Source organism: Zavarzinia marina (assembly GCF_021568905.1).
GTDB lineage: Bacteria > Pseudomonadota > Alphaproteobacteria > Zavarziniales > Zavarziniaceae > Zavarzinia > Zavarzinia marina.
Genome location: NZ_JAKGSB010000001.1, coordinates 1049738 through 1074834, shown reverse-complemented (window position 1 = coordinate 1074834; position 25097 = coordinate 1049738). Strand labels below are relative to the sequence as shown.

Below are 25097 nucleotides of genomic sequence, written 5' to 3'. Positions count from 1 at the left end.
GACACCCGTCAGCGCATGCCGAGCGAACGCAGGGCGTCGGGGGTGAAATCCTCGGGATCCACGTCCTCGGCGTTCCAATCCGCCGGCTTTTCCTCGTTCGTCATCACGGCCGCGAGGTAGCGTCCCGACTGGAGATCATAGCTGAGCTCGAAGGCGGAGCCGCAATAGGGCACCTGATAGGCGCTGACGACGGGGGCTTCCTGATAGCGCCAGATGGCGTCCCTGCCGTCGTACAGGGTGGCGGCGGCGAAGGCCCAGCTGTCCTCGTCCTGGAAGAAGACGCGGCGCGAATAGATGTGCCGCGCGCCCTCGCGCAGCGTCGCCTCGACCACGTGGACGCGGTGGCGTTCGTAACGCATGACGTCCTGGTTGACGTGCTGACCCGTCAGCAGTTCCTTGTACGTGACGTTGCCGGCGCGATAGGTGTTGTAGGGGATGATCGCCTCGCGGTCGCCGAGGTGCTTGAAGGTATAGCGCTCGGGCGAGCCGTTCATGATGTCGAACTGATCGACGGTGCCGAGTCCGTCGGAATTGTTGCCCGGCGCATCGAAGGCGAGATCGGGCGCGCGCAGCACGCGCCGGGTTCCGGGGTTGTACTGCCATGCCTGGCGCGGGCCGACGTCGTCGTTGATGTTGTCGTAGACCAGGGTGATCTGGCCGGCGAGGCGCGCGGGCGAGGTCGTCGTCGCCATATAGGTGATCCAGACGTTGTTCAGCGCCGAGATGTCCTCGACGTCGCCGGGCGCCTTCAGGCCGGGGCCCATCAGGTGGATGATGCCCTCGTCGCGGACCTTGATCAGCTTGTAGTCGCCGGTGCGCGAGACGGCGGCGACGGCGAAGTTGCGCCGGAACTTGAAGCCGCCGCGCGGCCGCATGCGGTGGTTCCAGAACATCTCGATGCCGCTGGTCGCGAACGGGAAGGGGATGCCGATGGTGCCGCCGAGCAGGCCGTTGCCATTGGGCGTCAGCTTGGCGATCTCGGCGTTCCGCTTCGTGCCGTCATAGACCGCCTTCGCGTAGCCGCAGGTGCGATGGCTCGGATAGACCGGGATCTTGTAGTTGGGATAGACCTTCAGCATTTCCTTCTGGCCGTCGGGCAGCAGGTCGGCATAGTGGTCGGCGTCGGCTGCCGTGATCGTGAACAGCGGCGTCTCGCTGGCGAAGGGATCGGCCCGGCGGGCGTCCGCCGCGAGCCCCGGCGGCGGCGCGGTCAGCCCGCCGTTCCAGGCCGGGATGGAACCATCCGCATTCCCGGCGGCGATGGCGCCGAGGGGAGTCAGATCGCCGCCGAGACGCGATACGTCCGCGGCTTCGGCGGCGGAAACGACGGCGATCGTGGCGATGAGCAGGCTGGCGATGGGGTTCATGATACGGATCCTTTACGCCATCAGAATTGATAGCTGAGCGAGACGCCGACGAAGTCGCGATCGGAAGTGATGTTCTGGCGCCCGCCGCCGAAGGAGAGCGCGTAGTTGAGCTGCAGCCGCCAATCGAGCAGGTAGTCGAACTGCACGAAGAGGTTCAGGGTGTTCACGTGCTCGACGAAGCCGCCGGGCAGGGGCGTGTTGCCGCCGAGGCCGATGGTGTGGGCGAAACCCGTCGACATGTTCAGATTCGGCAGAACGTCGGGATAGGTCAGCTGGAGAAGCGTGGTCAGCCCGCCGGACCATGCCGTCGCGTAATCTTCCTTGAAGTACAGGCCGTCCTCCGGCTGTCCGGTGCCGGGCGTGCGATAGGTGCCGGGCGCGTCGAAGGCGAGGACGCTCGCATCGGGAATGTCGACATGGATCACGCCCGCCTCGGCCATGAGAAGGGCGCCGGAAGCGCCGAGCACGCGGGGCAGGAAATCGGACGCCGAGAAGATCTGGGTGCCGCGCAGGATCAGTGTCAGCACGTCATGCGGCCGGCCCATGCTGGACTGCGCGCCCGGCCGGTAGGTGTTGGTGCCAAGCTGGGTCGGGCCGGCCACCGGCAGTTCCGAGAGGCCGTTGACGAAATCGCCCACCCAGGTCGTCTCGTCGATCAGTGTCGGGACGTCGATCTTGAACGAGACCTCGCCGTTCAGGGCGGTGCCTGTCGCCTCGACCGTCGTGTTGAAGCTGATGCCGAAGGCGTCGATGCCGGTGGGATAGGTCAACTGCAGCTTGCTGGCGCGGGCGTTGGCCTGGACCGGCGCCAGGGGCGAGACCACCGGCAGGCCGATGATCAGATCCTGGAACGGCGAATTGCCGCCCGTGAAGGAGACGCCGCCCGGGGGAACGAACGGTCCGAGCAGCAGGGGAAGGCCGGGCGGCAATGTCTCGTAGTCGTCGGCGCCGGGCGCCGTGAGCTGCGGCACGGGCGTGCGGCTCGTGTAGTGAATGTAGTAGAAGCCGAATTCGGTATCGTTCAGCTCCGGCGAGTAGTAGCGCAGCGCGACGCCGAAATTCTCGCCCTCCTCCTCGGGTCGGATGTCCTCGTGCAGGGGGAAGGAGACCAGTGTCGAATCGGGGTCGAATTCGTCGTAGTCGCCGCCGATGCCGACGCCGCGCCCGCCGGCGCCGACGAAGTCATAGGTCGAGAAGAAGGTCCCGGGCACCTCGAGAGCGTAGGGCCGGAACTTGAACTGATAGAACCCCTCGATGCTCAGCCCGCTGCCCACATTGTAGTTCGCGAAGGCGGCCAGCACCGGGATCAGGGCATCGCGCAGCTCGGCGCCCGGCACACGGATTTTCGACAGATCCAGGGGATTGACGACGCCGATGCCGTTCTGGGTCACCAGTGCCTCGCCCCAGGTGATGGTCTGCTGGCCGAGGCGGATGTTCAGGGTCCGTCCGAACAGATCGACGGCGGCCTGGGCATAGGCATCCTGCACTTCGTAGCCATAGGCGGCCGCATCGTCGGCACGCGGCGCCAACTCGCCCCGGTAATCGCGCGTCGGCGGGCCGTTCACCGCCAGGTCGTTGTCCTGGAGCACCATGTCGTAGAATGCGGTGCCCCGGACGTAGGCGCTCAGGTTCCGCCATTTCACCGTCGCTTCGCTGGTGATCTTGGCGGGCGCGGCGACGATGTCGTACTGGTCGAAATTGAGATTTCCGTCGTCGATGTTGCAGTTGATGGTCGGATAGTTGCCGCCGTTGAACATGCAGTAATTGCTCGGGCTGCGCTCTTCCATGCGCATCTGGGCACCGACCGAGAGCGACGTCTGAACGGCGACGGAGGCGTCGCCCAGTTCCGTCTCCCAGGCGAAGACCGTCGCCGGCGTCAGCCCCAGGACCACAGTCCAGGCCCCCAGAGTCCTCTTGGATCGCATATGCCGCCCTCCCCATGTCGGCCCGGCTTGTTCGTTCGCCGGGTCCATGGCGAGAAATTAGTGGATTCCCTTAATAAAGAAAACCTTTAAATTTGGCGGATGACCAAGGCCGCTCCGGCTTGATCTGATCGAAGGGAGACACTAGCGTGGGCGGGTGTCGGCGAGGCACCCTGGAGGCAGGATGAAAAAGGCCGGTGGCCGCGAGGCGATTCTGACAAGCGCGTTGAAGCTGTTCGCCGAACGCGATCTCGATGCCGTGCGCACGGCCGAGATCCTGGCATCGGCCGGCCAGAAGAATCAGGGGGCCTTGCAGTATCATTTCGGCTCGCGCGAGGGGCTCTATCTGGCGATTCTCTACCGCCACCTCGAAGGGATCGACGCGCGCCGCATGGAGATCATCAACCCGCGCGGCCTGACGGATCCGAAGCCGAGCTTCGCCACCTGCGTGCGGGGCGTGATCGAGCCCCTGATCGACGAGGCCGAGACCGGCGAATGGGGCGATGCCTATCTGCGCTTCCTGCGCCAGATCGTCGCCCGCAACAGTTTCAACATCGTCGAGATCACGCCGGGCCTGCAATTGCCGGGTATGAAGATGATGATCCAGTGTTCGCTGCGGTATCTGACCGACCTGCCGCCGGATCGCCAGAGCCTGGCCCTGAACATGATGCTTCAGGTCTCGGTCACCATGCTGACGACATGGCGCCTGCTGTCGCCCGGCGCGTTCGAACGGGATGAATTCGTGAACGCCGCCATCGCCACCTGCAAGGCGATGTACAAGAGCATGATCGTGCCCGAGACACTGGCGCCGCGGGGCCGCTCGACGACGGGCGCGGGAATGAAGCGGGAATTGGCCTAGCGCCCTTCGCGCCACCACGCCGCCATCAGGAGGCCGAGCGCCAGCACGAGCGCCAGCGCCGCCGGCAGCAGCGGCACCTGGGCGATCGCCGTCACCTCATAGGCACCGTTCCGGCGCAGGCCGATCCAACTCGATCCGGCGGCCGCGCGGTCGGGGCGGACGCGGCGGATGTCGGGCATGCCGCCACTCGAAAGAAAGCGCGCGCTGCCGCCGCTCGCCTCCGCCAGCGGGGTCAGGGGGGCGAGATCGGCGCGGACGTCCGCCATCTCCCGCCCGCCGGTGTCGCCGACCGCGACGCTGACCACCCGCGTCCCGTCCGAGACGTGCCACAGGCCCTGTTCGTCGGCCGGCACGGTCGCCGTGGCGACACCGTCCGGGTGATCCTCCAGGCGCAGGTTGCGGGTGGCGCCCGACGGCGCCTCCACGTCGACCGGCGGCGGATCGGGCTGCAGGCTGCGGCGTTCGATCTCGATCGAGCCGTCGCGGGCGGTGGCGCGCAGCACCTCTTCCTCGAGGTCCGGCTCCTGCATCGACCAATGGGCGATCCGGCGCAGCAGTTCGGCCTGGGGCCCGCCGCCCTCGAAGCCGCGCTGCCACAGCCAGGCTTCGTCCGAGGCAAGGAGCGCGACCCGGCCCCGGCCGACCCGGTCCAGGGCGAGGAGGGGACGCCCGCCGGCGCCGGTCATCACCACGTCGCCCGATGTCGCTTCCATGTCCGACATGCGCAGCCAGCGGCCCCAGGTCGGATCCGCGCCGACGCCGCCGGCATGGGGCAGCAGGGCGGTCACCGGATGGCGCCGGCCCTTGGTGGTCAGCGCGGGACGGAAGGCCTGGACCACGTCAGGCCCGCGCGGCTGGGCCGGCAGAATGCGGGCGAGCGCGCTGTCGTAGAGGCCGAAGGGGGTATCGGCATCGGGACTGGCGGCGATCAGCAGGGCGCCCCCGTTCTCGACGTAATCGACGACATTGCCGAGATAATTGGCGGGCAGGATGCCGTGCTGGCGATAGCGGTCGAAGATGACGAGATCGAATTCCTCCAGTTTCTCCTCGAACAATTCGCGGGTCGGGAAGGCGATCAGCGACAGTTCGACGACGGGGGTCGAATCCTGCTTCTGCGGCGGGCGCAGGATGGTGAAATGGACGAGGTCGACGGAGGGGTCGGACTTCAGGATGTTGCGCCACGCCCGTTCGCCCATATGCGGTTCGCCCGAGACGAGGAGCACGCGGAGCCGGTCGCGGATGCCGTTCACGGTGACGATGGCGCGGTTGTTGGCCGGCGTCAGTTCCGACGGGCCCGGGTTCACCGCCAGGTCGAAGATGTTGGGACCGCGCCGGTCCGGCGTCACCTCGATGGTCACGGGCACGCCGATCGGCACCTGCCGGGTCAGGGGCACGCGGTCGTCGGCGGCGATGGTGATGGTGGCGGGCAGGCCGGCTATGCGCTCGCCCGGCGCGCCCTCGTCGACGCGGAGGCGGATTTGCACCGGGCGGTCGATGACGGCGAAGGACGGCGCCTCCAGAATGGTCAGGCGGCGGTCGCGCTCGCCCGGGCGGCCGGTCGCCAGCAGATGCACGGGGGCATCGCCGAGGCCCGGCGTCAGGGCCAGCGCCGCGTCGGCGGCCAGCCCGTCCGAGACCAGGATGGTGCCGGCCAGCCGGTCGCGCGGAATATCGCCGAGGGCGCGCTGCAGGCCGGCCACGATGGGCGTGCCGCTGGCATCGGCGGTGATCGTGGTCTCGCGCAATTCGACGTCGTTCAGGCGTGACAGCCGGGCCTTCAGGGCGGCGACGGCGGCATCGGTCTGCTCGCTCCGGCCGTCGATGCCCTGGCTCGGCGAGCGGTCGACGGCCAGCAGCACGATGTCGCCGAGCGCCCGCCGGTCCTCCTCGCTGGCGATCGGGTTGATCAGGATCGCCAGCAGGCCGAGAACGAGGAACAGCCGCGTCAGCCCGCCCCGGCTGCGCCGCTGGATCGCCAGCGCGACCAGGGGCAGCAGCACCACGGCGGCGGCGGCGATCACCCAGAGGGGGACGAGGGGGGCGGTCAGCAGGCCGAAACTCATTGCCCCAGCCTTTCGAGCAGCGCCGGCACATGGACCTGATCGGCCTTGTAGTTGCCGGTCAGGGCATAGAGCACCAGATTGACGCCGAAGCGCAGCGCCATCTCGCGCTGGCGCGGGCCGCCCGGTTCCAGCGCCGCCAGGGGATGGCCGCGCTGATCGACGGCCCAGGCCGCCGCCCAGTCGTTGCCGCCGATGACATAGCCCGAGACGCCGTCGTTCTCGGGCGAGGCGTCGGCCTCGACCCACAGCGGCCCGCCCTCGTAGCGGCCGGGAAAACTCTGCAGCAGATAGAAGGATTTGGTCAGCACGTGATCGGGCGGCAGGGGCACGAGCGCCGGCACGTCGAGCTGGGCCAGCGTCCGGCGCAGCAGGGCTTCGCCCGCCGTGCCGCCGAGGCCGGGCACGGCGCCGGCGCCACGCGTAACGTCACGGGTATCGAACAACACCACGCCGCCCGACTTCAGATAGGAATCGATGCGTTCCATCGCCACCGGGCCCGGCTCGTAGCCTTCGGCCATGGGCCAGTAGATCAGGGGATAGAAGGCCAGTTCGTCGGTCTCGAGGTCGAGGCCGACCGGGCTGCCCGGTTCCACCGCCGTCCGCTGGGTGATGGCGGCCGAAAGGCCGCGCAGGCCCGCCTCGCTCATCATGTCGGTGGTATTGTCGCCGGTGACGACATAGGCGAGGTGGATGGTGGCGGCCGCGTCCGCGGCGTCGATCGCCCGCGCCTCGGGCGGCGGCAGGACGCCGACCGCCAGCAGGAAGGCGCCGAGCGCGGTCGGCACCAGCCGCCCCGACAGGCGAAGGGCGATCAGCAGATCGACGGCGACCAGCACCAGGGCCGCGACCAGCAGCCAGGGGCCTAGCGGCCGCGCCGGCGCGCGCTCCGGCAGTTCGACGGCGACGCCCGGCATCTCGGGCAGGGGGGCAAGGCCGTCGAGCGACGGCGACAGATTGAGGGCCCGCCTCGCGGAACTGTCACCGTAATAGCCGGGCGGCGCGCGCGGGCCGGGCGTGGTCTCGGCCAGCGCCCCCGCGGTGATCGGCCCGGCCCCTGGGCGGACGCCGCCCAAATGTCCGAAGCCGTCCAGATTGGCGAAGGGCGGCAGGCCGCGCTCGTCCTCGGCGGCGGCGGCTTCGCCGTCCGAGAGGTCGACGATCCGGCGCAGCATGTCGACGAAGAGGCCGGAGAGCGCCAGATCGGACCAGTCGTTGTTGGCCGAGGTATGGACCAGCACGATCAGGCCCGAGCCGCGCCGCGCGCCGGTGATCAGGGGCGTGCCGTCGGTCAGGCGCGCCCAGGTCTTCTCGTCGAGGTCGAAGGCGGGTTCGGCCAGGACCTGACGGCGCACCCGGACGTCCGGGCCCGGCACCAGGCCGGCGAAGGGACTGTCGGGCGGGAAGGGGGCGATCGCCGCCGGTTCGGTCCAGGACAGGGCGCCGCCCAGCGCCCGGTCGCCCAGGCGGATCTTCACCGGCAGCAGGTCGTCTGCCGAGACGGCGAAGCGCGGCCCGGCGAAGCGGAGCAGAATGCCGCCCTTGTCGATGAAATCCTCGAGCCCGGGGCGCAGCGCCGCCGGCACCTGGCCGACGTCCGGCAGCAGGATGACCGACGGCGGCGCCCGCAGCAGATCGGCGAGGGGGGCGCGGCGGACGTCGGCGAAGGGGGCGAGCGCGCGTTCCAGATAGAAGGCTTCGGAAATCAGGGGGCGCACCGCCTCGTCCCCGCCCTCGAAGGCGATGCCGACGGCGCGGCGCCGCCAGCGCCCGTCGAGCAGGCGGACGGCGGCCGCCGTCTCTTCCTCGGCGATGTTGACGCGCGTGACCTTGTTGCGCAGCGCCGTGGGCAATTCGATCTCCGTGCTGCGGCCCGGTTCCTCCGCCCCGACCTCGACCGTCCGCCGGCCGAGCACGCGGCCGTTCTCGTCCCTTGCCAGCAGGGTCAGGCGGCGGGGACCGTCGCCGATGGGGCGCGCGACCTCGATCTCGATGCCCTGATCGGCCGGCGCCGGCGCTCCCAGGGCGAAGGGCGCGTTGCCGGGCGCCATGTCGAGGCGGGTCACCGGGCCGAATTGTCTCAGGCGGCGGGCGAAATCGGCGGCGGCGCCGTCCTCCAGCCCGTCCGCCAGCCACAGGGTCTCGGAAACCGCGTCGGGGGAAAGCTGATCGAGATCGGCGATGGCGGCGCGGCGGTCGACGGCCCAGGGCTTCGGCTGCAGGCTGGCGACCGCGCCGCGCAGTTCGGCGCGGTCCAGAAGCGGCGGGGCCACGGGCAGGTCGTCGCCGTCGGGCGCGGTCAGCAGCAGGCGGATGGGACGGTCCGCCGTCTCGGCGGCGGCGATCCGGGCCTCCAGCGCCTCGATCCGCTTGTTCCAATGGGTCGCGGCGGCCCAGCCGTCGTCGACCACGATCAGGAGGGGGCCGCTGCCGTCGCCCCCCCGCACCGGATCGAGCACGGGTCCCGCCAGCCCGACGATGATCAGCGCGGCGAGGACGAGACGCAGCAGGATCAGCCACCAGGGTGTGCGCTCGGGCGTCTCCTGGCGCTGGGCGATGTCGAGCAGCAGTTGCAGGGCGGGGAAACGGGTCTGGCGCGGCGCCGGCGGCACCAGGCGCACAAGCCACCAGATCGCGGGCAGGGCGACCAGCCCCATCAGCACCCAGGGGGCGGAAAAGCCGATGGCACCGAGGCCGAACATCATCGCCTCCCCAGCGACCGCTGGCCCAGATCGGCGAGGGCGAGGAAGAGGGCGAGCAGGGCGGGCGACGGCGAATGGTCGGTGCGGTGCTGGATCACGGTCCAGCCGGTGCGCCGGGCGAGGCGTTCGACCCCGTCGCGATGGGCGGCCAGGCGCTCGCGATAGGCCTCGGCCAGGGATTCGGCGCGCCCGATCAGCAGATTGCCCTCGCCTTCGAGGCCGACGAAGCGGTTGCGCCCGGTGAAGGGGAAATCGACCTCCGCCGGATCGAGAACCTGGACCAGATGGCCGCGCACGCCGCGCGCGGCGAAGCCTTCGACCAGGCGGATGAGCTCGGCCTCCGGCCGCAGCAGGTCGCCGACGATCACGGCGCGGCAGTCGCGCGGCAGTTCGGCGGCGGGCGGCAGGCTGGCGTTCGGCGGGCTCGGCCGCGACAGGATCTCGGCCAGCGTCAGGAGATAGGCGCGGCCGCTGTGGCCGATGGGGTCGCGGTCGATCAGGCCGACCCGTTCCCCCGCCCGGACCAGCAGGGAAGCGAGGGCGAGGCCGAGCAGGGCCGCGCGCGCGCCCTTGGTCGGCAGGCGGCGGTCGCCGGCATAATCCATGGAGGCGGAGCGGTCGACCCACAGGAACACGGTCTGTGCCGCCTCCCATTCCCGTTCGCGGACGAAGACGCGGGCGCTGCGCGCCGACTGGCGCCAGTCGATGTCGCGGATCTCGTCGCCCGCGCGATAGGGACGGAACTGCCAGAAACTGTCGCCCGCGCCGACCCGGCGCCGCCCGTGCACGCCCTGTTCGACCGTGGCCGCCACGCGCTCGGCCTCCACCAGCAGCGGCGGCAGGCCGGCGCCGAGCGCCTCGGCCTGGAGGGCGGATACGCCTTGGCCCGGGGACATGCTCTGGCGCGGCGACTCGGGCACCGTTGTCGGGCCTCGGTTCAGCGCAGGGGCTCGACCAGGCGATCGATCACCTGGTCGATGCCCACCCCCTCGGCGCGCGCGGCGAAGGTCAGCGCCATGCGATGGCGCAGCACGGGGGCGGCCAATGCCACCACGTCGTCCTTGGACGGTGACAGCCGGCCGTCGATCAGGGCGCGGGCGCGGCTCGCCAGCATCAGGGCCTGGGCGGCGCGGGGGCCGGGGCCCCAGGCGATCAGGCGGGTGATGTCGGCGCGCCCCTCGCCCATGGGGCGGGCGGCGCGGACGAGGTCCAGAATGCCCTCGACCACGGAATCGCCGACCGGCAGGCGCCGCACCAGGGACTGGGCGGCGGCCAGTTCGCCGGGCTCCAGCACGGCGCGGGCCCTGGGCGTCTCGGCGCCGGTGGTCGCCAGCAGCATGCGCTTCTCGGCCGCGCGGTCGGGATAGTCGACGGCGATCTCCAGGAGGAAACGGTCGAGCTGGGCCTCGGGCAGGGGATAGGTGCCTTCCTGTTCCAGCGGATTCTGGGTCGCGAGCACATGGAACGGCCGGGGCAGGGCGTGGCGCTCGCCCGCGATCGAAACCTCGCCCTCCTGCATCGCCTGGAGAAGGGCGGACTGGGTGCGCGGGCTGGCGCGGTTGATTTCGTCGGCCATGAGCAACTGGCAGAACACCGGGCCCTTCACGAAGCGGAAGAAGCGCCTTCCGTCCTCCCCTTCCTCCAGGACTTCCGAGCCGAGGATGTCGGCCGGCATCAGGTCCGGGGTGAACTGGATGCGCCGCTCGGCGAGGCCGAGGACGGTGCCCAGGGTCTCGACCAGCCGGGTCTTGGCCAGGCCCGGCACGCCGACCAGCAGGCCGTGCCCGCCGGCCAGAAGGGTGACCAATGCCTGTTCGATGACGAGGTCCTGACCGAACACGACCTCGCCGATGGCGGCCTTCAGGCTGGCGAGCCGGGATCCCAGAAGATCGATTTCCTGCTCGAGTGCCTCGCGGCCATCGCTGACGTTCGCCATGGTGCCCACTATATTCGTTAAGGACAGTCTTGAGGCTAACCCGAAAACAGGCGACAGAACCACAATGCCGTGGAGCGGGGTCGTAGAAGGGGAGAGCGAGGATATGGGAACCAGCGATCATCGAGCCGAGGCCAGAACCGCCCCCCAGACCGCCCCCCGGGCCCCGACCGGGGCGGCCCATGACGCGCAGGGCCTGGCGGCGGCGGCCAAGGCGGCCGGCGCGGGCAAGCGCGGCCTGCCGCCCATCCACCTCTGGAATCCGCCCTTCTGCGGCGACATGGACATGGAGATCAGGCGCGACGGCTCCTGGCACTATCTGAAATCGCCCATCGGCCGCGCCGCCCTGGTGCGCCTGTTCTCGACCATCCTGCGGCGCGAGGACGACGGTCACTATTACCTCGTGACCCCGGTCGAGAAGGTGCGCATCCGTGTCGCCGACGCGCCCTTCGTCATCGTCGGGGCCGAGATCGAGGGGGAGGGGGACGACCGCGTGATTCGCTTCCGGACCAATGTGGAGGACGAATTCACCCTGGACGACGACCATCCCCTCCGCGTCGAGATCGATCCCGCGACCGGCGAGCCTTCGCCCTATGCACGGGTGCGCGACCGGCTCGACGGGCTGATCGCCCGCGCCGTCTTCTACGACCTCGTGAACGCGGCCGAGGAGCGGCCGGGCCCCGACGGCGAACCCGTGCTGGGCCTGCGTTCCGCCGGGCGCTTCTGGCCGATCGGGCGGATGGACGGGGCGCCCGCGTGACCCGCGAGGACATCACGGCGCGGCTGCGCCATTCGCTCGACCCGGCCGACATCCTTCGGCCGGCGGCACCCGCGATCGGCGATTTCGACCTGAACCCGGACCTTCGCGCCGTGGTGCCGACGGACCGGAGCCTCCGCCCCGCCGCCGTCCTCGTCCCCCTGGTGGAGCGCGAGCCGGGCCTGACCGTGCTCCTGACCCGCCGGACCGAGCATCTGAAGAACCACGCCGGCCAGGTCTCCTTTCCGGGCGGGCGGATCGAACCGGAGGACCGCGACCCGGTCCATGCCGCGCTGCGCGAGGCGGAGGAGGAGATCGGCCTCGACCCCGGCCTTGTCTCCATCGGCGGCTATCTCGACAGCTACGAGACCTCGACCGGCTTTCACGTCACCCCGGTGGTCGGTTTCCTGACGCCCGGTTTCGAGTTGAAGCCGGATCCCAACGAAGTCGCGGAAATATTTGAAGTTCCTCTCGATTTCCTGATGGATCCGATCAACCAGCAGCGCCACAGCCGCCACTATATGGGGGTGGAGCGCTTCTTCTATGCCATGCCTTACGGCGAGCACTACATCTGGGGGGCGACGGCTGGCATGCTGGTCAATCTGGCGCGCCGCCTGGGCAGGATCTGACCATGGGCCGTATCATCCTCCTCTATGTCCTGGCGATGGTTCTGCCCTATGTCGCCTTCAAGCTGTGGATCCGCTTCGAGCGCTGGCGCCTGCGCCAGCCGCCGGAGAAGCGCCCGGTGCCATGGATCCCGATCGTCGCCGTCGGCACCTTCCTGGTGATCCTGGTGACGCTCGGCGAAGCCTTCCTGGGGGGTGATCCGGCGGGCGGGCGCTATGTCCCGGCGCGGCTGGAGGACGGCCGCCTGATCCCCGGCCATATCGAGGCCGAATGATCCCGGATCGGCTTCCCCCGGGCGGCTGGCGCGACGCGGAAGCGGTCCGCGCCGTGGTCGCGGCCCTGACCGCCGGGGGCACGCCGGTGCGCTTCGTCGGCGGCTGCGTGCGCGACGCGCTTCTGGGCGAGGCGCCGGCCGACATCGACATCGCCACCCCCGATCCGCCCAAGGCGGTGATGGCCCTGGCCCGGGCCGCCGGCCTGAAGGCCCTGCCCACGGGCATCGCCCATGGCACCGTCACCGTGGTCGCCGACCATCAGCCGGTCGAGGTAACGACGCTGCGCCATGACGTCGAGACCGACGGACGTCATGCCGTCGTCGCCTTCACCGACGATTGGCATGCCGACGCCCAGCGCCGCGACTTCACCATCAACGCCCTCTATGCCGATCCGGACGGCACCCTGTTCGACCCGGTCGGCGGTCTCGCCGATCTCGACGCCGGGGTGGTGCGCTTCATCGGCGATGCCGGACAGCGCCTCGCCGAGGATTATCTCCGCGCGCTCCGCTTCTTTCGCTTTCACGCCCGCTTCGCCAAGGGTGCCGCGGATGAAGAGGCGCTTTCCGCGATTGCCGCCGCGCGGGAAGACCTGCGCCGTCTCTCCGCCGAGCGGATCGCCAGCGAACTCCTGAAGACCCTGATCCTGCCGCGCGCCGCCCTGGCGGTCGACCTCATGGAAGCGTCCGGCGTGCTCGCCGTGATCCTGCCCGAAGCGGCCGATACGGCGCGCATGCGCCGCCTGGCGGGTCTCGGGCTCGGCGACGGCCTGCTCCGCCTCGCCGCCCTGCTGCCGGACGAGCCGGCCCTCGGCCCCGTGATCGGGACGCGGCTGCGCCTGTCGCGGGCCATGACCGCGCGGCTGGCGGCGGCCCTGGAGCCCGCGCCCGTGCCGGCGGCGGACGAGGGCCTGCGCGCCCTGATTCACCGCGCCGGCCGGCAGGCGGCGGTCGACCGCCTGACCCTGGCGGGCGAGGGCGCGCGCGCCGCCCATGCCGCCGCCATCGAGGTGCCCGCCTTCCCCCTGAAGGGGGCCGATGCCGCCGCGCTCGGCCTGGCGCGGGGGCCGGAGATGGGGGCGCGGCTGCGCGCCGTCGAGGATTGGTGGCTGGCGGAAGGGTTGCGCCCGGACCGTGCCGCCTGCCTTTCCCGCCTGCGCGAGGATCTCGGTCGCTGAGCCCCCTTTCGCCGAAGACCGGCCATGCCGTGGCGGCGGTGGCGGAGCGGGGGCGCCACCGCTAAGCTGACCTCGTTTTCAGCACGGGTTTCGTCATGCATTTCTCGTCTCGGGTGGAGCGGTTGGGCGGCAAGGGCTCCACCGCCTGGCAGATTCATTTCCGTGGGGTCCAGGCCCAGCGCGCGGGGGAGGAGGTGATCCTCCTGTCGGTCGGCGATCCGGATTACGACACGGCGCCCAACATCTCCGCCGCGCTCAAGGCCTCGCTCGACGCGGGCGAGACCCATTACGGCAATATCGAGGGCGATCCCCGCCTGCGCGCCGCCATCGCGCGCTATCACACCCGCCTGACCGGCCAGCCGGCGGAAGCGGAGAACGTGGTGGTGATCGCCGGCGCCCAGGCCGCCATGTTCGCCGCCGCCCAGGTCCTGCTCGGCCCCGGCGACAAGGTGATCGTGCCCTCGCCCCGCTACGTCACCTACGAGGCGCTGATCGGGGCCGCCGGCGGCACCATCGTCGACGTGCCGCTCTATCCCGAGCGCGGTTTCCACCTCGACCCGGACGATCTGCGCCGGGCGGCGGCCGAACCGGGGGTGCGCGGCATCCTGCTGACCACGCCGAACAATCCGACCGGCACGGTGATGACGGCGGAAGAGGTGGAGACGGTGGCCGAAGTCGCGAAACGGCACGACCTCTGGGTCCTGACCGACGAAGTCTATGCCGGCCTCGCCCACGAACGCCCGCACATCAGCCCCGCCAGCCTGCCCGGCATGGCGGAGCGCGCGGTCACCGTCTGCAGCCTGTCGAAGACCCATGCCATGACCGGCTTCCGCCTCGGCTGGGCGGTCGGCCCCAAGGACTTCATCGCCCATTACGCCAAGCTGGTGCTGTGCATGATCTATTCCTGCCCGCCCTTCATCCAGGCGGCGGCGATCGAGGCGATCGAGGGCGATCAGGCACCCCAGCACCGGATGCGCGACGCCTATAAGGCGCGCGGCCGCCTGGTCTACGAACGCCTGGGGCAGAGCCCGCATCTGGCCTGCCACCGCCCGGAAGGCGGCATGTTCGTCATGGTCGACGTGCGCCGCACCGGCCTGTCGGCCGAGGCCTTCGCCGAGCGCCTGTTCGACGAAGAGCGCGTGACCACCCTCGTCGGCGACGCCTTCGGGCCGGAGGCGGGCGGCCATATCCGTCTCTCCATGACCTACGACCTGCCGGTGATGGAGGAAGCCTGCCGCCGCATCCTCCGCGTCGCGGAGCGTCACGCCAAGTCCTGAGCGATCAGCCCGGAGTCTGGAGCAGCAGGCCGAGGACGATCAGCGCGCCCATGATACCGAGCCCGATCAGGAGGTCGCGCAGCCGTTCCCGCCGGCCGCGGGGACGGGGCAGGCTGTCGCTCGGCCGGTTCAGGCGGCGCTGGGCCTTGCCGATCATGCCGCCGACCCAGGCCGCGACCATCGTGCCGATGGCGACCAGGGCGGCGATGACGATGATGCGGCCCATGGTCTCCGAATCCCTTCCGTGGTTGACGCGGACGCGGTGATCAGACCATGTTCTCGGCAAAGGTGAAATGCGTATGCACGCTCGATGGGGTTAAGCCAAATGCAGGCTCGGATCTATCTGCCGACCAAGAACGCGATGCAGTCCGGCAAGGCCAACAGCCGCCGCTGGGTCCTGGAATTCGAGCCGGAGGCGATCCGCCGTCTCGACCCGCTCATGGGCTGGACCGGCACCACGGACATGAACGGCGAAGTGCGCATGACCTTCGAGAGCAAGGAAGCGGCCACGGCGTATTGCGAGAAGCACCGCATCCCCTTCGAGGTGCAGGAGCCGAAAACCCTGACCCCGAAGATCAAGGCCTACGCCGACAACTTCAAATACGACCGGGTCCGCTGATCCGCGTCGCTGGTGATCCGCATCCCTGGCCCCCGAAGAGGCCAACCCCGCGGCCCAAACCCCTTGGCCCCGTAGCTCAGCTGGATAGAGCACCCGCCTTCTAAGCGGGATGTCGCAGGTTCGAGCCCTGCCGGGGTCGCCATTCTTTCTGTCCGATCCGCGTGAAGCGGCCGACGGTGAAGGCGAAAATTCTGCTACCCTTTGGTGTATCGACGGGCCGCCAGTGCTATGGTCGGCGCGGATCGACGGAACGGGGCGCAGGCATGAGTTACGATCTGATGGTATTCGAGCCGGGCGCCGTGCCTTCCGAGCGGCGTGCCTTTCTCGACTGGTACGATCGGGTGATGGAGGAAGAGGGGGATTTCGATCCCTTCGACCCGGCCACAACCGCGCCGGGCCTGCGGGCCTGGTATTTCGATATGCTCGAACGCTTTCCGGCGATGAACGGGCCCCAGGCCGTGGCGGAAGACGACCCCGCCTTCGATACGCCCTGGATCACCGGCTACAGTTTCTCGCCGCATGCGATCTATGTCGATTTCCGCTGGGACGTGGCCGAGCAGGCCTACAAGCACGGGCTGGCGCTGGCGGCGAAACACGATGTCGGCTTCTACGACGTGAGCGATCCGAACGGCGCCGTCTGGCTGCCGCAGGGTCGCGCCTATCGCATCGCCCATGCCGAGGGCGACGCGGCGCCGAAGGACAAGCGCGCGCCGGTCTTCCAGTTCTTCCGGCGGAAGCCCTGACCCCGAAGCGATGACCCCCTAGAAATCCACGAGAATCAGGCGCGCGCCGGGGCCGTTGTCGGCAAGGCGGACGATGTTGCGGTAGTGGCAGCGGCCACGGCCCTTGCGCTCGATGGCCAGGCGATCGCCGGTTTCGCCGACGCGGGCGACGGCGACGCAGGTGATGGCGGTGGCACAGTCGACGCCGACGGCGGCGGTTCCGGCCGCGTCGGGAAGGCCGGTGGAAACGCCGCAGCGCGGCTCGACTTCCGCCGTGATGCGCATGGTGTCGACGGCGAAATCGCTGACGCGGGAATGGCGGGCCGGCGTGCCGATGTCGTCGCCCTGGGCGACCATGGCGGGGACCGCCAGGGCGATGGCGGCGAGAAGGGCGGGAATGCGCAACCGGTCTCGCATCAGAAATCGAGGCTCCAGACCAATGTGTCGGAATAGGTCGCCGGCACCAGGGTGGTCTGGCCCGCCGGCACCTTGCCGTAGTAGTTGTGCGAATTGTTGCAGGACGAGCCGAACAGCAAGGCGCCGCTGCAACTGGCCGAGAAGATGGCCGTGGTTCCCGACCCATCGCCGAGAACGGTCGTATGGCCGCTGTTGGTATAGAGATTGTACTGCGCCTGGATCGTGCCGACCGAAGGCGCCATCCTGCGCGCCGCATAGGTGCCGTGCGCGCCCTGGCTGAGGGTCAGCGTATAGGTGATGCTGCCCGAGATGAGCCCCGAACTGCTGCAGGAGACCGAGGCCGAGCCGGCTGTGGTGAGATCCGTGGCCGAAAACGGGTCGTAGGTGTTGAAGTTGATCGTCGACGGCACGGACATGTTGCAGGTGCATGTCGCGATCAGGCCGCAGAGGCGCGTTAGAGCCTGCGCCGGCCTCGGCGCCAGCAGCGCGAGACCGCAGGCGAGCACGGCGGCGATAAGCACCGGGATCGGCAGGCGGCGCGTCATCGTGCCTCCTCGGTACAGGGGAAAGGGCCGAGCCGGGGCAGGGCGCCGGCGTCCTTCGGCTTCGCCGGGGCCTCGAAACGGCAGGTCAGACCGCCATAGGCGATGGTGCCGGTCACCGCCGCGCTCAGGTCCGAGACGAAAACCTCGCCGTCATAGCCGGTGAAGGAGGGATCGACGCCGCCGTCGAAGGTGACGCCGGCGCCGGGCGGCGGGAAGCTGCCGTCGGCACGCTCGATGACCAGGATCGCGCTCGACTGGCGCTTCACCGGGAAGCGGGCGACCACGGCGCCCCGGTTGCGCGGAACGATCAGCACGCGATCGGAATCGAGGCCGGCGTCGATCGGTAGATCGCGCGGCTCCAGACGGATCTCGTTCTCCTCATAGGCGCGGACGTTGGGAATCAGCAGGCGGCCGTCGGCGCCGGTCTCGCCGACCGCCTGATTGTCGCGATAGACCGTGACCTCGGGATAGTCGGGTACCGTGACCACGGCGACGGAATCATGGATCGGCTCGCTGGCGAAGACGCCGCCGCCCGCGGCGACCACCGCGCCGCTGGCGGAAACCTGCACGGCCTCCCGGTCGTCCCTGACGCTGCCCACGGCGCCGAAATTCCCGACCGTGGTCTGATAGTCGACACGTCCCAGAAGTTCGAGGTCTTCGTCCGCGTCGTAATGGCCGCGCAGGTCGTAGCCGATGCCATAGAGACCTTCGTGCTGGCGGTTGACGCCGACGGTGACCTGGGTGTCGCCGTCGCTGTCCTGATACTGGAGATTGGCGCTGCGGCGCGGCGAGAACACCGTGGTCCAGGTCACGGCGACGCTGCGGCCGGTGTCGTCGGCCGTGCCTTCGTCCGTATCGGTGCGCGCGCCGATGACGCTGAGGGTGCTGCGTTCCGTGACGCGGAGAGCGTAGCTGGCGGTCGAGACTTCGGGCCGCGTGCCGTCGGAAAAACGAAGCCTGCCGTAGCCGAAGGAAAGGCTGCCGAAACGTCCCAGGTTCACGCCGGCATTGGCCTGGGCCCGGCCGACCAGATGGGCTTCGTCGCCGTCGAGGAGGCCGGTGCCGAACTGGCTGAAACTGTCGCTGGCCCGTTCCCACTGCAGGCTGACGCTGCCGAGCCGGCCGAGGCGCTGGGCTTCGAGGTTCCACAGCCAGCCGGGGCCGAGCGCGTCGCTGTCGGAGCGCGCGTAGGTGCCGGAAATCTGGCCGACGGCGGGCAGCACCAGTACGGCGCCGAGACCGGCCTGCCAGCGTTCCGCCTGCCATTCGCCGTGGACCTCGCCGGTCAGCCAGTCGGTCAGGCCCAGACGATGGGTGAAGGCGGCGAGGCCGTCGCCGTAATCGTTGCTGGCACTGCCGTAGTTCCGCCGTTCCACGCCGAATTCATAGGAGAACGACTGGCGTCCGGCCGCGAGCGAATCGCCGCCGACGTAATAGCTCGACGTGATCACCTGCTCCCGCCCCAGGAGATCGGTCGCGACCAGGCGCGTCTCGCCCGCACCGGTGGTCACCGGCAGATCGTTGAAGGAGAAGGGACCTGCCGGCAATTGCCCCGTATAGCGCAGGATGTTGTCGACATAGAGCGCCACGCTGGAGGCGCCGTCGAGATAGCCGCTCAGTCCCGGCGCCGCGAAGACGAATTGGCCCGGGCGCAGGTTGAAGTCGGAACTGAACTGGAAGCCCGCGAAGCGGATCTGCTGACCGATGCTGGAACGGCCGGTGACGCCGTCGCCGAGGCGGAGCCGCGTCTGGTCGCGCGGATTGTCGTAGGTGTAATGGGTCTCGAGGCGGACACCGCGCGGCGGCCCGGCGACGCCGCCGTCGCCGCCCCATCCGCCGTCGAGGCGGGCGTGGCCGAGGCCGCTCGCGACGATGGTGCCTTGGGGGCCGGAAACCGCCGCCTCCAGGGCACCGTTGCCGAGGGCGTAGTCGTCGGTACCGGTGACCGCGGCTTCGTAATTGAGGAACAGCGACCAGTCGTCGGACGTCGGCAAAGCCGTGGGGCGCCGGCCGAGGTCGATGCTGATCGCCTGCATCGCGGTGCTCGGCAGGTCGAGGATCAGGACCTGACGTTCGGTGTCGAAACGCACCATGGTCGGCTTCAGGGCCGAGACGGGGCGATAGACGTCACCCTCGATCTCGATCCCGGGCACGCTCGGAATGTTCAGGCGCAGCGTGGCGAGATCCGAATCGCGGATGAGGAATTCGTCGCCCCGTCGCCGCAGGATGCCGGCGAGATCGCTGGCGCGGCCGTTGACCTCGAAACCCGCCAGGAAGACGTCGTCGGGCGCTGTTTCGGCCCGGGCGGCCGGCATCGAACCGACCGGCACGGACACGACGAAACCGGCGACGATGCCGGCGACGAGGGGAATCAGCCCGTCACTCGCCGCCGATGCCCTGATCGATCGCACCGGCATCGCTTTCGGCCGTGATCCGCGTACCCGGCGGCAGGGTGCCTGCGCCGGACAATTTCCAGTCGCGATGCTGCCCGGCGAGGACATAGCCGCCGACGTCGATGGTCGCGAGGGTTCGTTCGCCCGCGACGACCCGCATCGCGCCGAACTGGATATGGCTGTTGCCCGTATTCTCGTAGCGCAGCATGCCGGGCGCGGGTGACGACCAGCGGCCGGCGACGACGGCATCGCCCGCCGGCGCGACGAAGACGGGCAGGGAGATACGCAGCAGGGTGCGCAGCGTGGCGCCGCCGCTGGGCGGGGTTTCCGGCACTTCCTGGAGGAAGGCGCGATAGGTGCCTTCGGTCGGGGCGGCGGCGAGATTGCTGGAGACGAGGCCGAAACGCACGATCTGTTTCTGTCCGGGCGCAAGGCGGAATTGCGGCGGATTGACCAGAACGTCGCGTGTCGGGGCATAGAGGTCCTCCCCCTCGTCCTGCGTCCAATGCTGCACCGAAGCCTGGATCAGGATCGGCGCGTCCCCATCGTTGGTGACATAGATCGCCATGACCGGCTGCGCCGCCGTCAGCGTCACCCTGATCGGAGAGACCTGAATCGAACTGGCGAGTGCCGCCGTCGGACCAGCAAGCCCCACCATCAGCACCATCGCCAAGACTGGCCAGAGCCTCTTCATTCCATCCCCCCGTCCGAACCGCGCGTGGCGGTCAGGTTAGAGGATGTTCCGCGTACATCAATACGCGACCGTGACGTTCACCGTGTCGGAATAGGAACCGGCGGTCACATATTGGCTGGCGGGAATGTCGCCGTCGATGGTCACGGTCACGGCGGCGCCGGTCCCGGTGCCGTCGATCGTGTCCGAACCGCCGGCGGTGTCGTCACCCCAATTGCTGCCCAGATGGGAGCCGCCGTTGGTGCCGATGGTCAGCGTATAGCCGAGCAGGTCGGTACCGGTCGTCAGCTTCATCTCGCGGTTTGAGGTATCCGCGCCGTTGGCACCCTTGTCGGCGCCGACCTGATAGGCGGTGCCGGTGGTGCAGGTGATTTCGAGGGTGGTCGAACCCGTCTTGTTCGAGCCGGCGTCATAGGCGCCGAAATCGAGATCGTTCAGCGTCACCGCGCAGGAATCGGAGACCGTCGCCGTGACCTCGAAACTGCCCGCGTTATAGTCCGCGGCCAGGGCACCGGCGGCACCCGAGAACAGAAGTCCCAGGGCCAAATAGGCTGGCGTCAGAGAACGCATGCATAGACTCCTTTCGTGAACATCGGCACGCCGACGTACGATTTATCGTCAGGAGTGTATGGGGGAATGGCTACTAAATGCTTAAGATTGCCACCGGATCATGGTGAACGCCGAGGGATCAATAGTTGATCGTCACCGAAACCGTGTCGGTATAGCTGCCCGCCGTCGAGAATTGGCCCGCGGGAATCCGGCCGTAGACCGTCAACGTCTGGGCCAGGCCCGTCCCGACCCCCGAGACCGAGGCGCCGCCGCTGTCGTCGCCCCAGACCTGGCCGCGGCCGGAATCGGTATAGAGCGAATAGACCAGCGTGCCGGACGGCGCATGGCTCATGCGGCGCTGGGAGACGGTGGCCCCGGTGCCGGCGCCCTTGTTCAGCTTGACCGCATAGGCGGTCGTGTTGGTGCAGCGGACCTGCAGCGTGGTGGCGCCGTCGGTCGGGCCGGGGGCCATCGGATTATAGGCACCGAAGGCAAGATCGTTGGCGGTGACGATGCAATTGGCGTTCACCGTCATGGTGACCGTGGTCGACGACGTATCGGCCGCCCCGGCGGGCGCGGCCCAGAGCGCGCCGGCGATCAGAAGTGCGGCGAGGCGCGGTGTCTGGCGCATTTCGGTCGGCATGGCGGTCCCACGATCAATCCCGCGACGATGACACATTGTTTCCCCGGGGCGGTCGGGCTTGGCAAGCCCGGCGTTTCCGGCCGAAGCGTTTCCGCCGGTCCGTCCGACGCTTCCGGGCGCCCGCCTTGTCCTCGGCGGGCGGGCGCTCTACGGTTGTCCGTCGTTCAGGCTCATCGGGAGAAACGAGCACAGACGGGGAGGGGACCATGCGACGGTCATCGAGAACTCGGGCATGGAGAACATGGGGCGGCGCCGTCGTCGCGGCGCTCTGGATCGCCGTCTTCGGGATGGGCGGTCCGGCGCGGGCATCCGGCGATTTCGACATCGGCATCGTGCCGGGCGACGTGGTGCTCGGCAACATCGTCCATTTTCCGGGCCATGCCGGCATCTATATCGGGCGCTGGGAGGAACTGCCGGCCGACATCCAGGCGGATTTCGCCGATGTCTACGACGCGGTGCTGATCCGCTCGCGCGACTACGGCCTCGCCGACAGCCATCTGGTGGTCGATGCCATCGGCGGGCGCGGCACCACGCTGCGCTCCTTCACCGAGCAGTTCACCGGCTATCTGCCGAACGGCGCGCAGGCCGGCAAATTGCCGGCGTCGCTTCATTGGGAGGCGAAGACGGGCGGGGCCATCGCCTGGCCCGGCCTCGGCACCGACGATCCGCGCCGCTGGGCGATCGTGCGCGAAGCCCTGGAGGCGGCCCGCGCGAACGTTCCCTACGAGGGCAGCCATTTTCAGCTCGAAACAACTAATTTCTCGTCCGTGGAACGGCGCGTCGAATGGATCGACGGCATCAAGAACAGTGAAGCGGCGGCGCTGCCCTACGACCAGATCGAGAGCGGCTTCGACTGCATCACCCTGGTCCATGTCGTCTATTGGCGCGCGGCGCAGATCGATCTCGACGTCTCCTTCAAGTTCTGGCACACGCCCGAACAGCTCCACGAAGAAGCCAAGGCCAAGGGCTATTACCGGGCCGTCCTGTTCGAGGACCTGTTCCTCGACGCCGCCCTGCTCGGCAAATGGAAGCTGAAACTGACGCTCGAGGAGATGTGGGAGGAGGGCGGCATGACGCTGCCGCCCGAGGCCGAGATCTGGACCAGGCGCCTGCCCGGCGTCGGCATCGCCATCGGCTTCGCGAAGCCGGGCGAGGGCAAGCCCGAGAAGTTCATCCCCTTGCCGGGCGAGTTGCGTCACGAGGACGACGACCGGGTCTCGTTCGAGAGCGTGAACATGGCCGGCGACCGCCCGGGACGATATGTGGTCCGCTTCGAGGTCGGACCGGACGGCGCCCTCGTGGGGACATATTCGGGGATCGATCCGCCGGACAGCGCGGGCGAAGGCGGCGGCGCCTTCCGCATCGCCCTCGAAGGCATCAAGCTGCGCGACATGAAGGTGCCGCCCAAGCGCCGATGAGACGATCAGGTGAGACGTATCAGGCCGGATCCGCCGTTCCGGGCTCGGCGACGAGGCTGGCCAAGTGGCGGTGCGCGCGTTCCGTCGCGTCGGCGACGCGCGCAGTGAAATGGGCGCGGGGTGGGCGGACGCCATGGGTGATCAGCACCCGGCGGACGGCGGGGCGCGCGCCGGCGACATAGACTTCGGCGCCGCTCCTTTCGGCCTTGCGCAGGAAGCCCTCGATGGTCGCCGCCGCCGTCGAATCCAGGAAGGGGACGCCGGCGAAGTCCAGGACATAGGCGCGCGGGCTCTGGCCTATGCGGTCGAGCACCGCGGCGACGCTCGCCGCCGCGCCGAAGAAGAAGGCGCCGGCGATGTGGTGGACGACCACGTCCGGATCGCTGGCGGCGGCGGAATCATAGGGCGTGCGTCCGCCGTTGCCGTTGCTGTCCGCCCGATCCTCGGCGATCAGGGGCACTTCGGACTCGACTTCCACCGATTGCGCCATGCGGTGCAGGAAGAGCAGCGCGCCCAGGGTGAATCCCACCACGATGCCTTCGGTCAGGTCGCGGAACACCGTCAGCAGCAGGGTCGCCATCAGCACGATCGCATCGCCGCGCGAGGTGCGGAACAGGACGGCGAAGGCGTGGCGCTCGATCATGTTCCAGGCGACGATGGCAAGAACGCCGGCCAGCGCCGCCAGCGGAATGGCGGAGGCGAGGGGGGCCGCCAGCAGCACGAAGGCGAGCAGGAACAGGGCATGCAACATGCCCGATATCGGCCCGCGCGCCCCGGCCCGGACATTGGTCGCGGTGCGGGCGATGGTCCCGGTCACGCAGATCCCGCCGAACAGGCCCGAGGCGACATTCGCGACACCCTGCGCCACCAGTTCGCAGTTCGAACGGTGGCGCCGCCCGCTCATGCTGTCGGCGACGACGGCGGACAACAGGCTCTCGATCGCGCCGAGCAGGGTGAAGGAGAGCGCGGCGGGCAGCATCTCGACGATCTTGTCCAGGCTCACTGGCGGCAGATGGGGCAGGGGCAGGCTCTGCGGAATGCCGCCGAAGCGGGTGCCGATGGTCTCCACCGGCAGGTCGAGGCCGAGCGCCGCAAGCGCCGCCACCGTGACCGCGATCAGCATGCCGGGCCAATGGGGCCGCAGCCGCTTCAGCCCGATGATGACGGCGACGGTCAGCATCGCGATGGCGATGGTGGCGGGATTGGCCGTGGGCAGGGCGCCGGCCATGGCCTCGAGCTTGGGAATGATGGGGGCGGGTTCCGGCCCCGCCAGGGTCAGGCCCAGCAATTCCTTGATCTGGCTGGCGAAGATGATCACGGCGATCCCGGCCGTGAAGCCGACGGTGACCGGATAGGGAATGAACTTGATGTAGGTGCCGAGGCGCAGGAAACCGATCGCGGCAAGGAAGATCCCCGACATGACGGTGGCGAGCAGCAATCCGTCGACGCCGTGGACCTGCGCGGTCAGCGCGACCAGCACGATGAAGGCGCCCGCCGGGCCGCCGATCTGGAATCGGCTGCCGCCGAGCGCCGAAACCAGGAAACCGCCGACGATGGCGGTATAGAGACCGCGATCGGGCGTGACGCCCGAGGCAATGGCGATCGCCATCGACAGCGGCAGGGCGACGATCGCCACGGTCAGGCCGGCGACGGCATCGGCGCGGAGGTCGGCAAGGCCGTAACGCTCCCGCAGGATGGTCACCAGCTTGGGCGTGAACAATTCGATGAAGCCGGGTTCGGCGGGCCTTGCGGCCATGACGGATACTCCACGAAACGGGACGATCCGTCCTCGGAAGGAAGGGGGCGGGATGCGTCCAGGCCGCTACCAGCGCGGCGGGATCGTCGGCTTTCGACCTTCGGTCGCCGTCGCGTCTTCCACCGGTCAGGGAGTCTCGGCCGGTTTCGGCGCCTTCAGGCGCACACCCCGCCCGCCGCCGATGCTCGGCACATTGTCCCCGATCAGGTCGACACCGGCGCGGTCCAGGGCCTCGACCACCCGGGTCAGGCTTTCGACCACACCGCGAACATTGCCCTCGCTGGCCTCCATGCGCTGGATCGTGGGCAGCGACAGGCCCGACAGTTCGGCCAGGGCTTTCTGGTCGATACCGAGAAGGGCGCGGGCGGCCCGCATTTGCGCGGCGGTCATC

General features: G+C 69.3%; 24 protein-coding genes and 1 tRNA gene. 10 read left to right on the top strand and 15 right to left on the bottom strand.

Annotated features, from left to right (window positions below; all coding sequences use genetic code 11):
- Positions 1-8: 8 nt before the first annotated feature.
- Complete coding sequence (locus tag L2U69_RS05170; protein ID WP_236105482.1) at positions 9-1367, bottom strand: DUF1329 domain-containing protein; 1359 nt, start codon at positions 1365-1367, stop codon at positions 9-11.
- Positions 1368-1387: 20 nt separating this feature from the next.
- A complete protein-coding gene (locus L2U69_RS05165) occupies positions 1388-3292 on the bottom strand; it encodes a DUF1302 domain-containing protein (RefSeq protein ID WP_236105481.1) in 1905 nt (634 codons plus the stop codon).
- 181 nt (positions 3293-3473) lie between these two features.
- On the opposite strand from L2U69_RS05165, the gene L2U69_RS05160 reads away from it, so the two are divergent.
- Positions 3474-4148, top strand: a complete 675-nt coding sequence (locus L2U69_RS05160) for a TetR/AcrR family transcriptional regulator (RefSeq protein WP_236105480.1) — start codon at positions 3474-3476, stop codon at positions 4146-4148.
- Here the strand turns inward: L2U69_RS05160 and L2U69_RS05155 are convergent.
- The 4 genes from L2U69_RS05155 to L2U69_RS05140 are packed head-to-tail and all read right to left on the bottom strand — an operon-like array spanning position 4145 to position 10846.
- Positions 4145-6211 carry a hypothetical protein gene (locus tag L2U69_RS05155; RefSeq protein ID WP_236105479.1) on the bottom strand — a complete coding sequence of 689 codons (2067 nt, stop codon included), beginning with the start codon at positions 6209-6211 and terminating at the stop codon, positions 4145-4147. The genes L2U69_RS05160 and L2U69_RS05155 overlap by 4 nt on opposite strands.
- The gene (locus L2U69_RS05150; protein WP_236105478.1) at positions 6208-8910 is read right to left on the bottom strand and encodes a DUF4159 domain-containing protein; all 2703 of its coding nucleotides are present in this window, start codon (positions 8908-8910) and stop codon (positions 6208-6210) included. Before L2U69_RS05150 ends, L2U69_RS05155 begins: the two co-directional genes overlap by 4 nt.
- Positions 8910-9806, bottom strand: coding sequence for a DUF58 domain-containing protein (locus L2U69_RS05145; protein ID WP_236105477.1), 897 nt, complete (start codon positions 9804-9806; stop codon positions 8910-8912). The genes L2U69_RS05150 and L2U69_RS05145 overlap by 1 nt, the downstream gene beginning before the upstream one ends.
- Positions 9807-9847: 41 nt before the next feature.
- Positions 9848-10846, bottom strand: a complete 999-nt coding sequence (locus tag L2U69_RS05140; RefSeq protein ID WP_236105476.1) for an AAA family ATPase — start codon at positions 10844-10846, stop codon at positions 9848-9850.
- A 103-nt stretch (positions 10847-10949) separates the two neighbouring features.
- On the opposite strand from L2U69_RS05140, the gene L2U69_RS05135 reads away from it, so the two are divergent.
- The 5 genes from L2U69_RS05135 (at position 10950) to L2U69_RS05110 (ending at position 14953) form a co-directional block, all read left to right on the top strand.
- Entirely contained in the window at positions 10950-11603 is a 654-nt protein-coding gene (locus L2U69_RS05135) for a DUF1285 domain-containing protein (protein ID WP_236105475.1), read from the top strand.
- Positions 11600-12229, top strand: coding sequence for a CoA pyrophosphatase (locus L2U69_RS05130; protein ID WP_236105474.1), 630 nt, complete (start codon positions 11600-11602; stop codon positions 12227-12229). Before L2U69_RS05135 ends, L2U69_RS05130 begins: the two co-directional genes overlap by 4 nt.
- A 2-nt stretch (positions 12230-12231) precedes the next feature.
- On the top strand, positions 12232-12501 hold the full coding sequence (locus tag L2U69_RS05125) for a DUF6111 family protein (RefSeq protein ID WP_236105473.1): 270 nt from the start codon (positions 12232-12234) through the stop codon (positions 12499-12501).
- Entirely contained in the window at positions 12498-13676 is a 1179-nt protein-coding gene (locus L2U69_RS19125) for a CCA tRNA nucleotidyltransferase (protein WP_268967219.1), read from the top strand. Before L2U69_RS05125 ends, L2U69_RS19125 begins: the two co-directional genes overlap by 4 nt.
- Before the next feature lie 95 nt (positions 13677-13771).
- A complete protein-coding gene (locus tag L2U69_RS05110) occupies positions 13772-14953 on the top strand; it encodes a pyridoxal phosphate-dependent aminotransferase (RefSeq protein ID WP_236105472.1) in 1182 nt (393 codons plus the stop codon).
- Between the two features lie 4 nt (positions 14954-14957).
- Here the strand turns inward: L2U69_RS05110 and L2U69_RS05105 are convergent, their stop codons facing one another.
- Positions 14958-15179 (bottom strand): hypothetical protein, encoded by a 222-nt coding sequence (locus L2U69_RS05105; RefSeq protein WP_236105471.1) that lies wholly within the window; start codon positions 15177-15179, stop codon positions 14958-14960.
- A gap of 99 nt (positions 15180-15278) precedes the next feature.
- On the opposite strand from L2U69_RS05105, the gene L2U69_RS05100 reads away from it, so the two are divergent.
- From L2U69_RS05100 to L2U69_RS05090, 3 genes are all read left to right on the top strand, one after another.
- Complete coding sequence (locus tag L2U69_RS05100; RefSeq protein WP_236105470.1) at positions 15279-15572, top strand: ETC complex I subunit; 294 nt, start codon at positions 15279-15281, stop codon at positions 15570-15572.
- A 65-nt stretch (positions 15573-15637) separates the two neighbouring features.
- A tRNA-Arg gene (locus L2U69_RS05095) sits at positions 15638-15714 on the top strand.
- A 121-nt stretch (positions 15715-15835) separates the two neighbouring features.
- Complete coding sequence (locus L2U69_RS05090; RefSeq protein WP_236105469.1) at positions 15836-16315, top strand: hypothetical protein; 480 nt, start codon at positions 15836-15838, stop codon at positions 16313-16315.
- 18 nt (positions 16316-16333) lie between these two features.
- Here the strand turns inward: L2U69_RS05090 and L2U69_RS05085 are convergent, their stop codons facing one another.
- From L2U69_RS05085 to L2U69_RS05060, 6 genes are all read right to left on the bottom strand, one after another.
- Complete coding sequence (locus L2U69_RS05085; protein ID WP_236105468.1) at positions 16334-16711, bottom strand: hypothetical protein; 378 nt, start codon at positions 16709-16711, stop codon at positions 16334-16336.
- The gene (locus tag L2U69_RS05080) at positions 16711-17256 is read right to left on the bottom strand and encodes a spore coat protein U domain-containing protein (RefSeq protein WP_236105467.1); all 546 of its coding nucleotides are present in this window, start codon (positions 17254-17256) and stop codon (positions 16711-16713) included. Before L2U69_RS05080 ends, L2U69_RS05085 begins: the two co-directional genes overlap by 1 nt.
- The gene (locus L2U69_RS05075; protein WP_236105466.1) at positions 17253-19673 is read right to left on the bottom strand and encodes a fimbria/pilus outer membrane usher protein; all 2421 of its coding nucleotides are present in this window, start codon (positions 19671-19673) and stop codon (positions 17253-17255) included. Before L2U69_RS05075 ends, L2U69_RS05080 begins: the two co-directional genes overlap by 4 nt.
- Positions 19636-20343 (bottom strand): fimbrial biogenesis chaperone, encoded by a 708-nt coding sequence (locus tag L2U69_RS05070; RefSeq protein WP_236105465.1) that lies wholly within the window; start codon positions 20341-20343, stop codon positions 19636-19638. Before L2U69_RS05070 ends, L2U69_RS05075 begins: the two co-directional genes overlap by 38 nt.
- 57 nt (positions 20344-20400) lie before the next feature.
- Positions 20401-20910 carry a Csu type fimbrial protein gene (locus L2U69_RS05065; RefSeq protein ID WP_236105464.1) on the bottom strand — a complete coding sequence of 170 codons (510 nt, stop codon included), beginning with the start codon at positions 20908-20910 and terminating at the stop codon, positions 20401-20403.
- A gap of 118 nt (positions 20911-21028) precedes the next feature.
- On the bottom strand, positions 21029-21532 hold the full coding sequence (locus L2U69_RS05060; protein ID WP_236105463.1) for a Csu type fimbrial protein: 504 nt from the start codon (positions 21530-21532) through the stop codon (positions 21029-21031).
- Between the two features lie 206 nt (positions 21533-21738).
- Here L2U69_RS05060 and L2U69_RS05055 point away from each other — a divergent pair, with 206 nt between their 5' ends.
- Positions 21739-22950 (top strand): hypothetical protein, encoded by a 1212-nt coding sequence (locus L2U69_RS05055; protein ID WP_236105462.1) that lies wholly within the window; start codon positions 21739-21741, stop codon positions 22948-22950.
- A 19-nt stretch (positions 22951-22969) separates the two neighbouring features.
- Here L2U69_RS05055 and L2U69_RS05050 read toward each other — a convergent pair whose 3' ends face one another.
- Entirely contained in the window at positions 22970-24706 is a 1737-nt protein-coding gene (locus L2U69_RS05050; protein WP_236105461.1) for a SulP family inorganic anion transporter, read from the bottom strand.
- Positions 24707-24832: 126 nt separating this feature from the next.
- Positions 24833-25096 (bottom strand): helix-turn-helix domain-containing protein, encoded by a 264-nt coding sequence (locus tag L2U69_RS05045; protein ID WP_329605365.1) that lies wholly within the window; start codon positions 25094-25096, stop codon positions 24833-24835.
- Between the last annotated feature and the right edge of the window lies 1 nt (position 25097).

Excerpts from the sequence above, each read along its gene's own strand:
- L2U69_RS05170 (WP_236105482.1), bottom strand. The coding sequence starts at position 1,367 with ATGAACCCCATCGCCAGCCTGCTCATCGCCACGATCGCCGTCGTTTCC.
- L2U69_RS05165 (WP_236105481.1), bottom strand. The coding sequence starts at position 3,292 with ATGCGATCCAAGAGGACTCTGGGGGCCTGGACTGTGGTCCTGGGGCTG.
- L2U69_RS05160 (WP_236105480.1), top strand. The coding sequence starts at position 3,474 with ATGAAAAAGGCCGGTGGCCGCGAGGCGATTCTGACAAGCGCGTTGAAG.
- L2U69_RS05155 (WP_236105479.1), bottom strand. The coding sequence starts at position 6,211 with ATGAGTTTCGGCCTGCTGACCGCCCCCCTCGTCCCCCTCTGGGTGATC.
- L2U69_RS05150 (WP_236105478.1), bottom strand. The coding sequence starts at position 8,910 with ATGTTCGGCCTCGGTGCCATCGGCTTTTCCGCCCCCTGGGTGCTGATG.
- L2U69_RS05145 (WP_236105477.1), bottom strand. The coding sequence starts at position 9,806 with ATGTCCCCGGGCCAAGGCGTATCCGCCCTCCAGGCCGAGGCGCTCGGC.
- L2U69_RS05140 (WP_236105476.1), bottom strand. The coding sequence starts at position 10,846 with ATGGCGAACGTCAGCGATGGCCGCGAGGCACTCGAGCAGGAAATCGAT.
- L2U69_RS05135 (WP_236105475.1), top strand. The coding sequence starts at position 10,950 with ATGGGAACCAGCGATCATCGAGCCGAGGCCAGAACCGCCCCCCAGACC.
- L2U69_RS05125 (WP_236105473.1), top strand. The coding sequence starts at position 12,232 with ATGGGCCGTATCATCCTCCTCTATGTCCTGGCGATGGTTCTGCCCTAT.
- L2U69_RS19125 (WP_268967219.1), top strand. The coding sequence starts at position 12,498 with ATGATCCCGGATCGGCTTCCCCCGGGCGGCTGGCGCGACGCGGAAGCG.
- L2U69_RS05110 (WP_236105472.1), top strand. The coding sequence starts at position 13,772 with ATGCATTTCTCGTCTCGGGTGGAGCGGTTGGGCGGCAAGGGCTCCACC.
- L2U69_RS05105 (WP_236105471.1), bottom strand. The coding sequence starts at position 15,179 with ATGGGCCGCATCATCGTCATCGCCGCCCTGGTCGCCATCGGCACGATG.
- L2U69_RS05100 (WP_236105470.1), top strand. The coding sequence starts at position 15,279 with ATGCAGGCTCGGATCTATCTGCCGACCAAGAACGCGATGCAGTCCGGC.
- L2U69_RS05090 (WP_236105469.1), top strand. The coding sequence starts at position 15,836 with ATGAGTTACGATCTGATGGTATTCGAGCCGGGCGCCGTGCCTTCCGAG.
- L2U69_RS05085 (WP_236105468.1), bottom strand. The coding sequence starts at position 16,711 with ATGCGAGACCGGTTGCGCATTCCCGCCCTTCTCGCCGCCATCGCCCTG.
- L2U69_RS05080 (WP_236105467.1), bottom strand. The coding sequence starts at position 17,256 with ATGACGCGCCGCCTGCCGATCCCGGTGCTTATCGCCGCCGTGCTCGCC.
- L2U69_RS05075 (WP_236105466.1), bottom strand. The coding sequence starts at position 19,673 with ATGCCGGTGCGATCGATCAGGGCATCGGCGGCGAGTGACGGGCTGATT.
- L2U69_RS05070 (WP_236105465.1), bottom strand. The coding sequence starts at position 20,343 with ATGAAGAGGCTCTGGCCAGTCTTGGCGATGGTGCTGATGGTGGGGCTT.
- L2U69_RS05065 (WP_236105464.1), bottom strand. The coding sequence starts at position 20,910 with ATGCGTTCTCTGACGCCAGCCTATTTGGCCCTGGGACTTCTGTTCTCG.
- L2U69_RS05060 (WP_236105463.1), bottom strand. The coding sequence starts at position 21,532 with ATGCCGACCGAAATGCGCCAGACACCGCGCCTCGCCGCACTTCTGATC.
- L2U69_RS05055 (WP_236105462.1), top strand. The coding sequence starts at position 21,739 with ATGCGACGGTCATCGAGAACTCGGGCATGGAGAACATGGGGCGGCGCC.
- L2U69_RS05050 (WP_236105461.1), bottom strand. The coding sequence starts at position 24,706 with ATGGCCGCAAGGCCCGCCGAACCCGGCTTCATCGAATTGTTCACGCCC.
- L2U69_RS05045 (WP_329605365.1), bottom strand. The coding sequence starts at position 25,096 with ATGACCGCCGCGCAAATGCGGGCCGCCCGCGCCCTTCTCGGTATCGAC.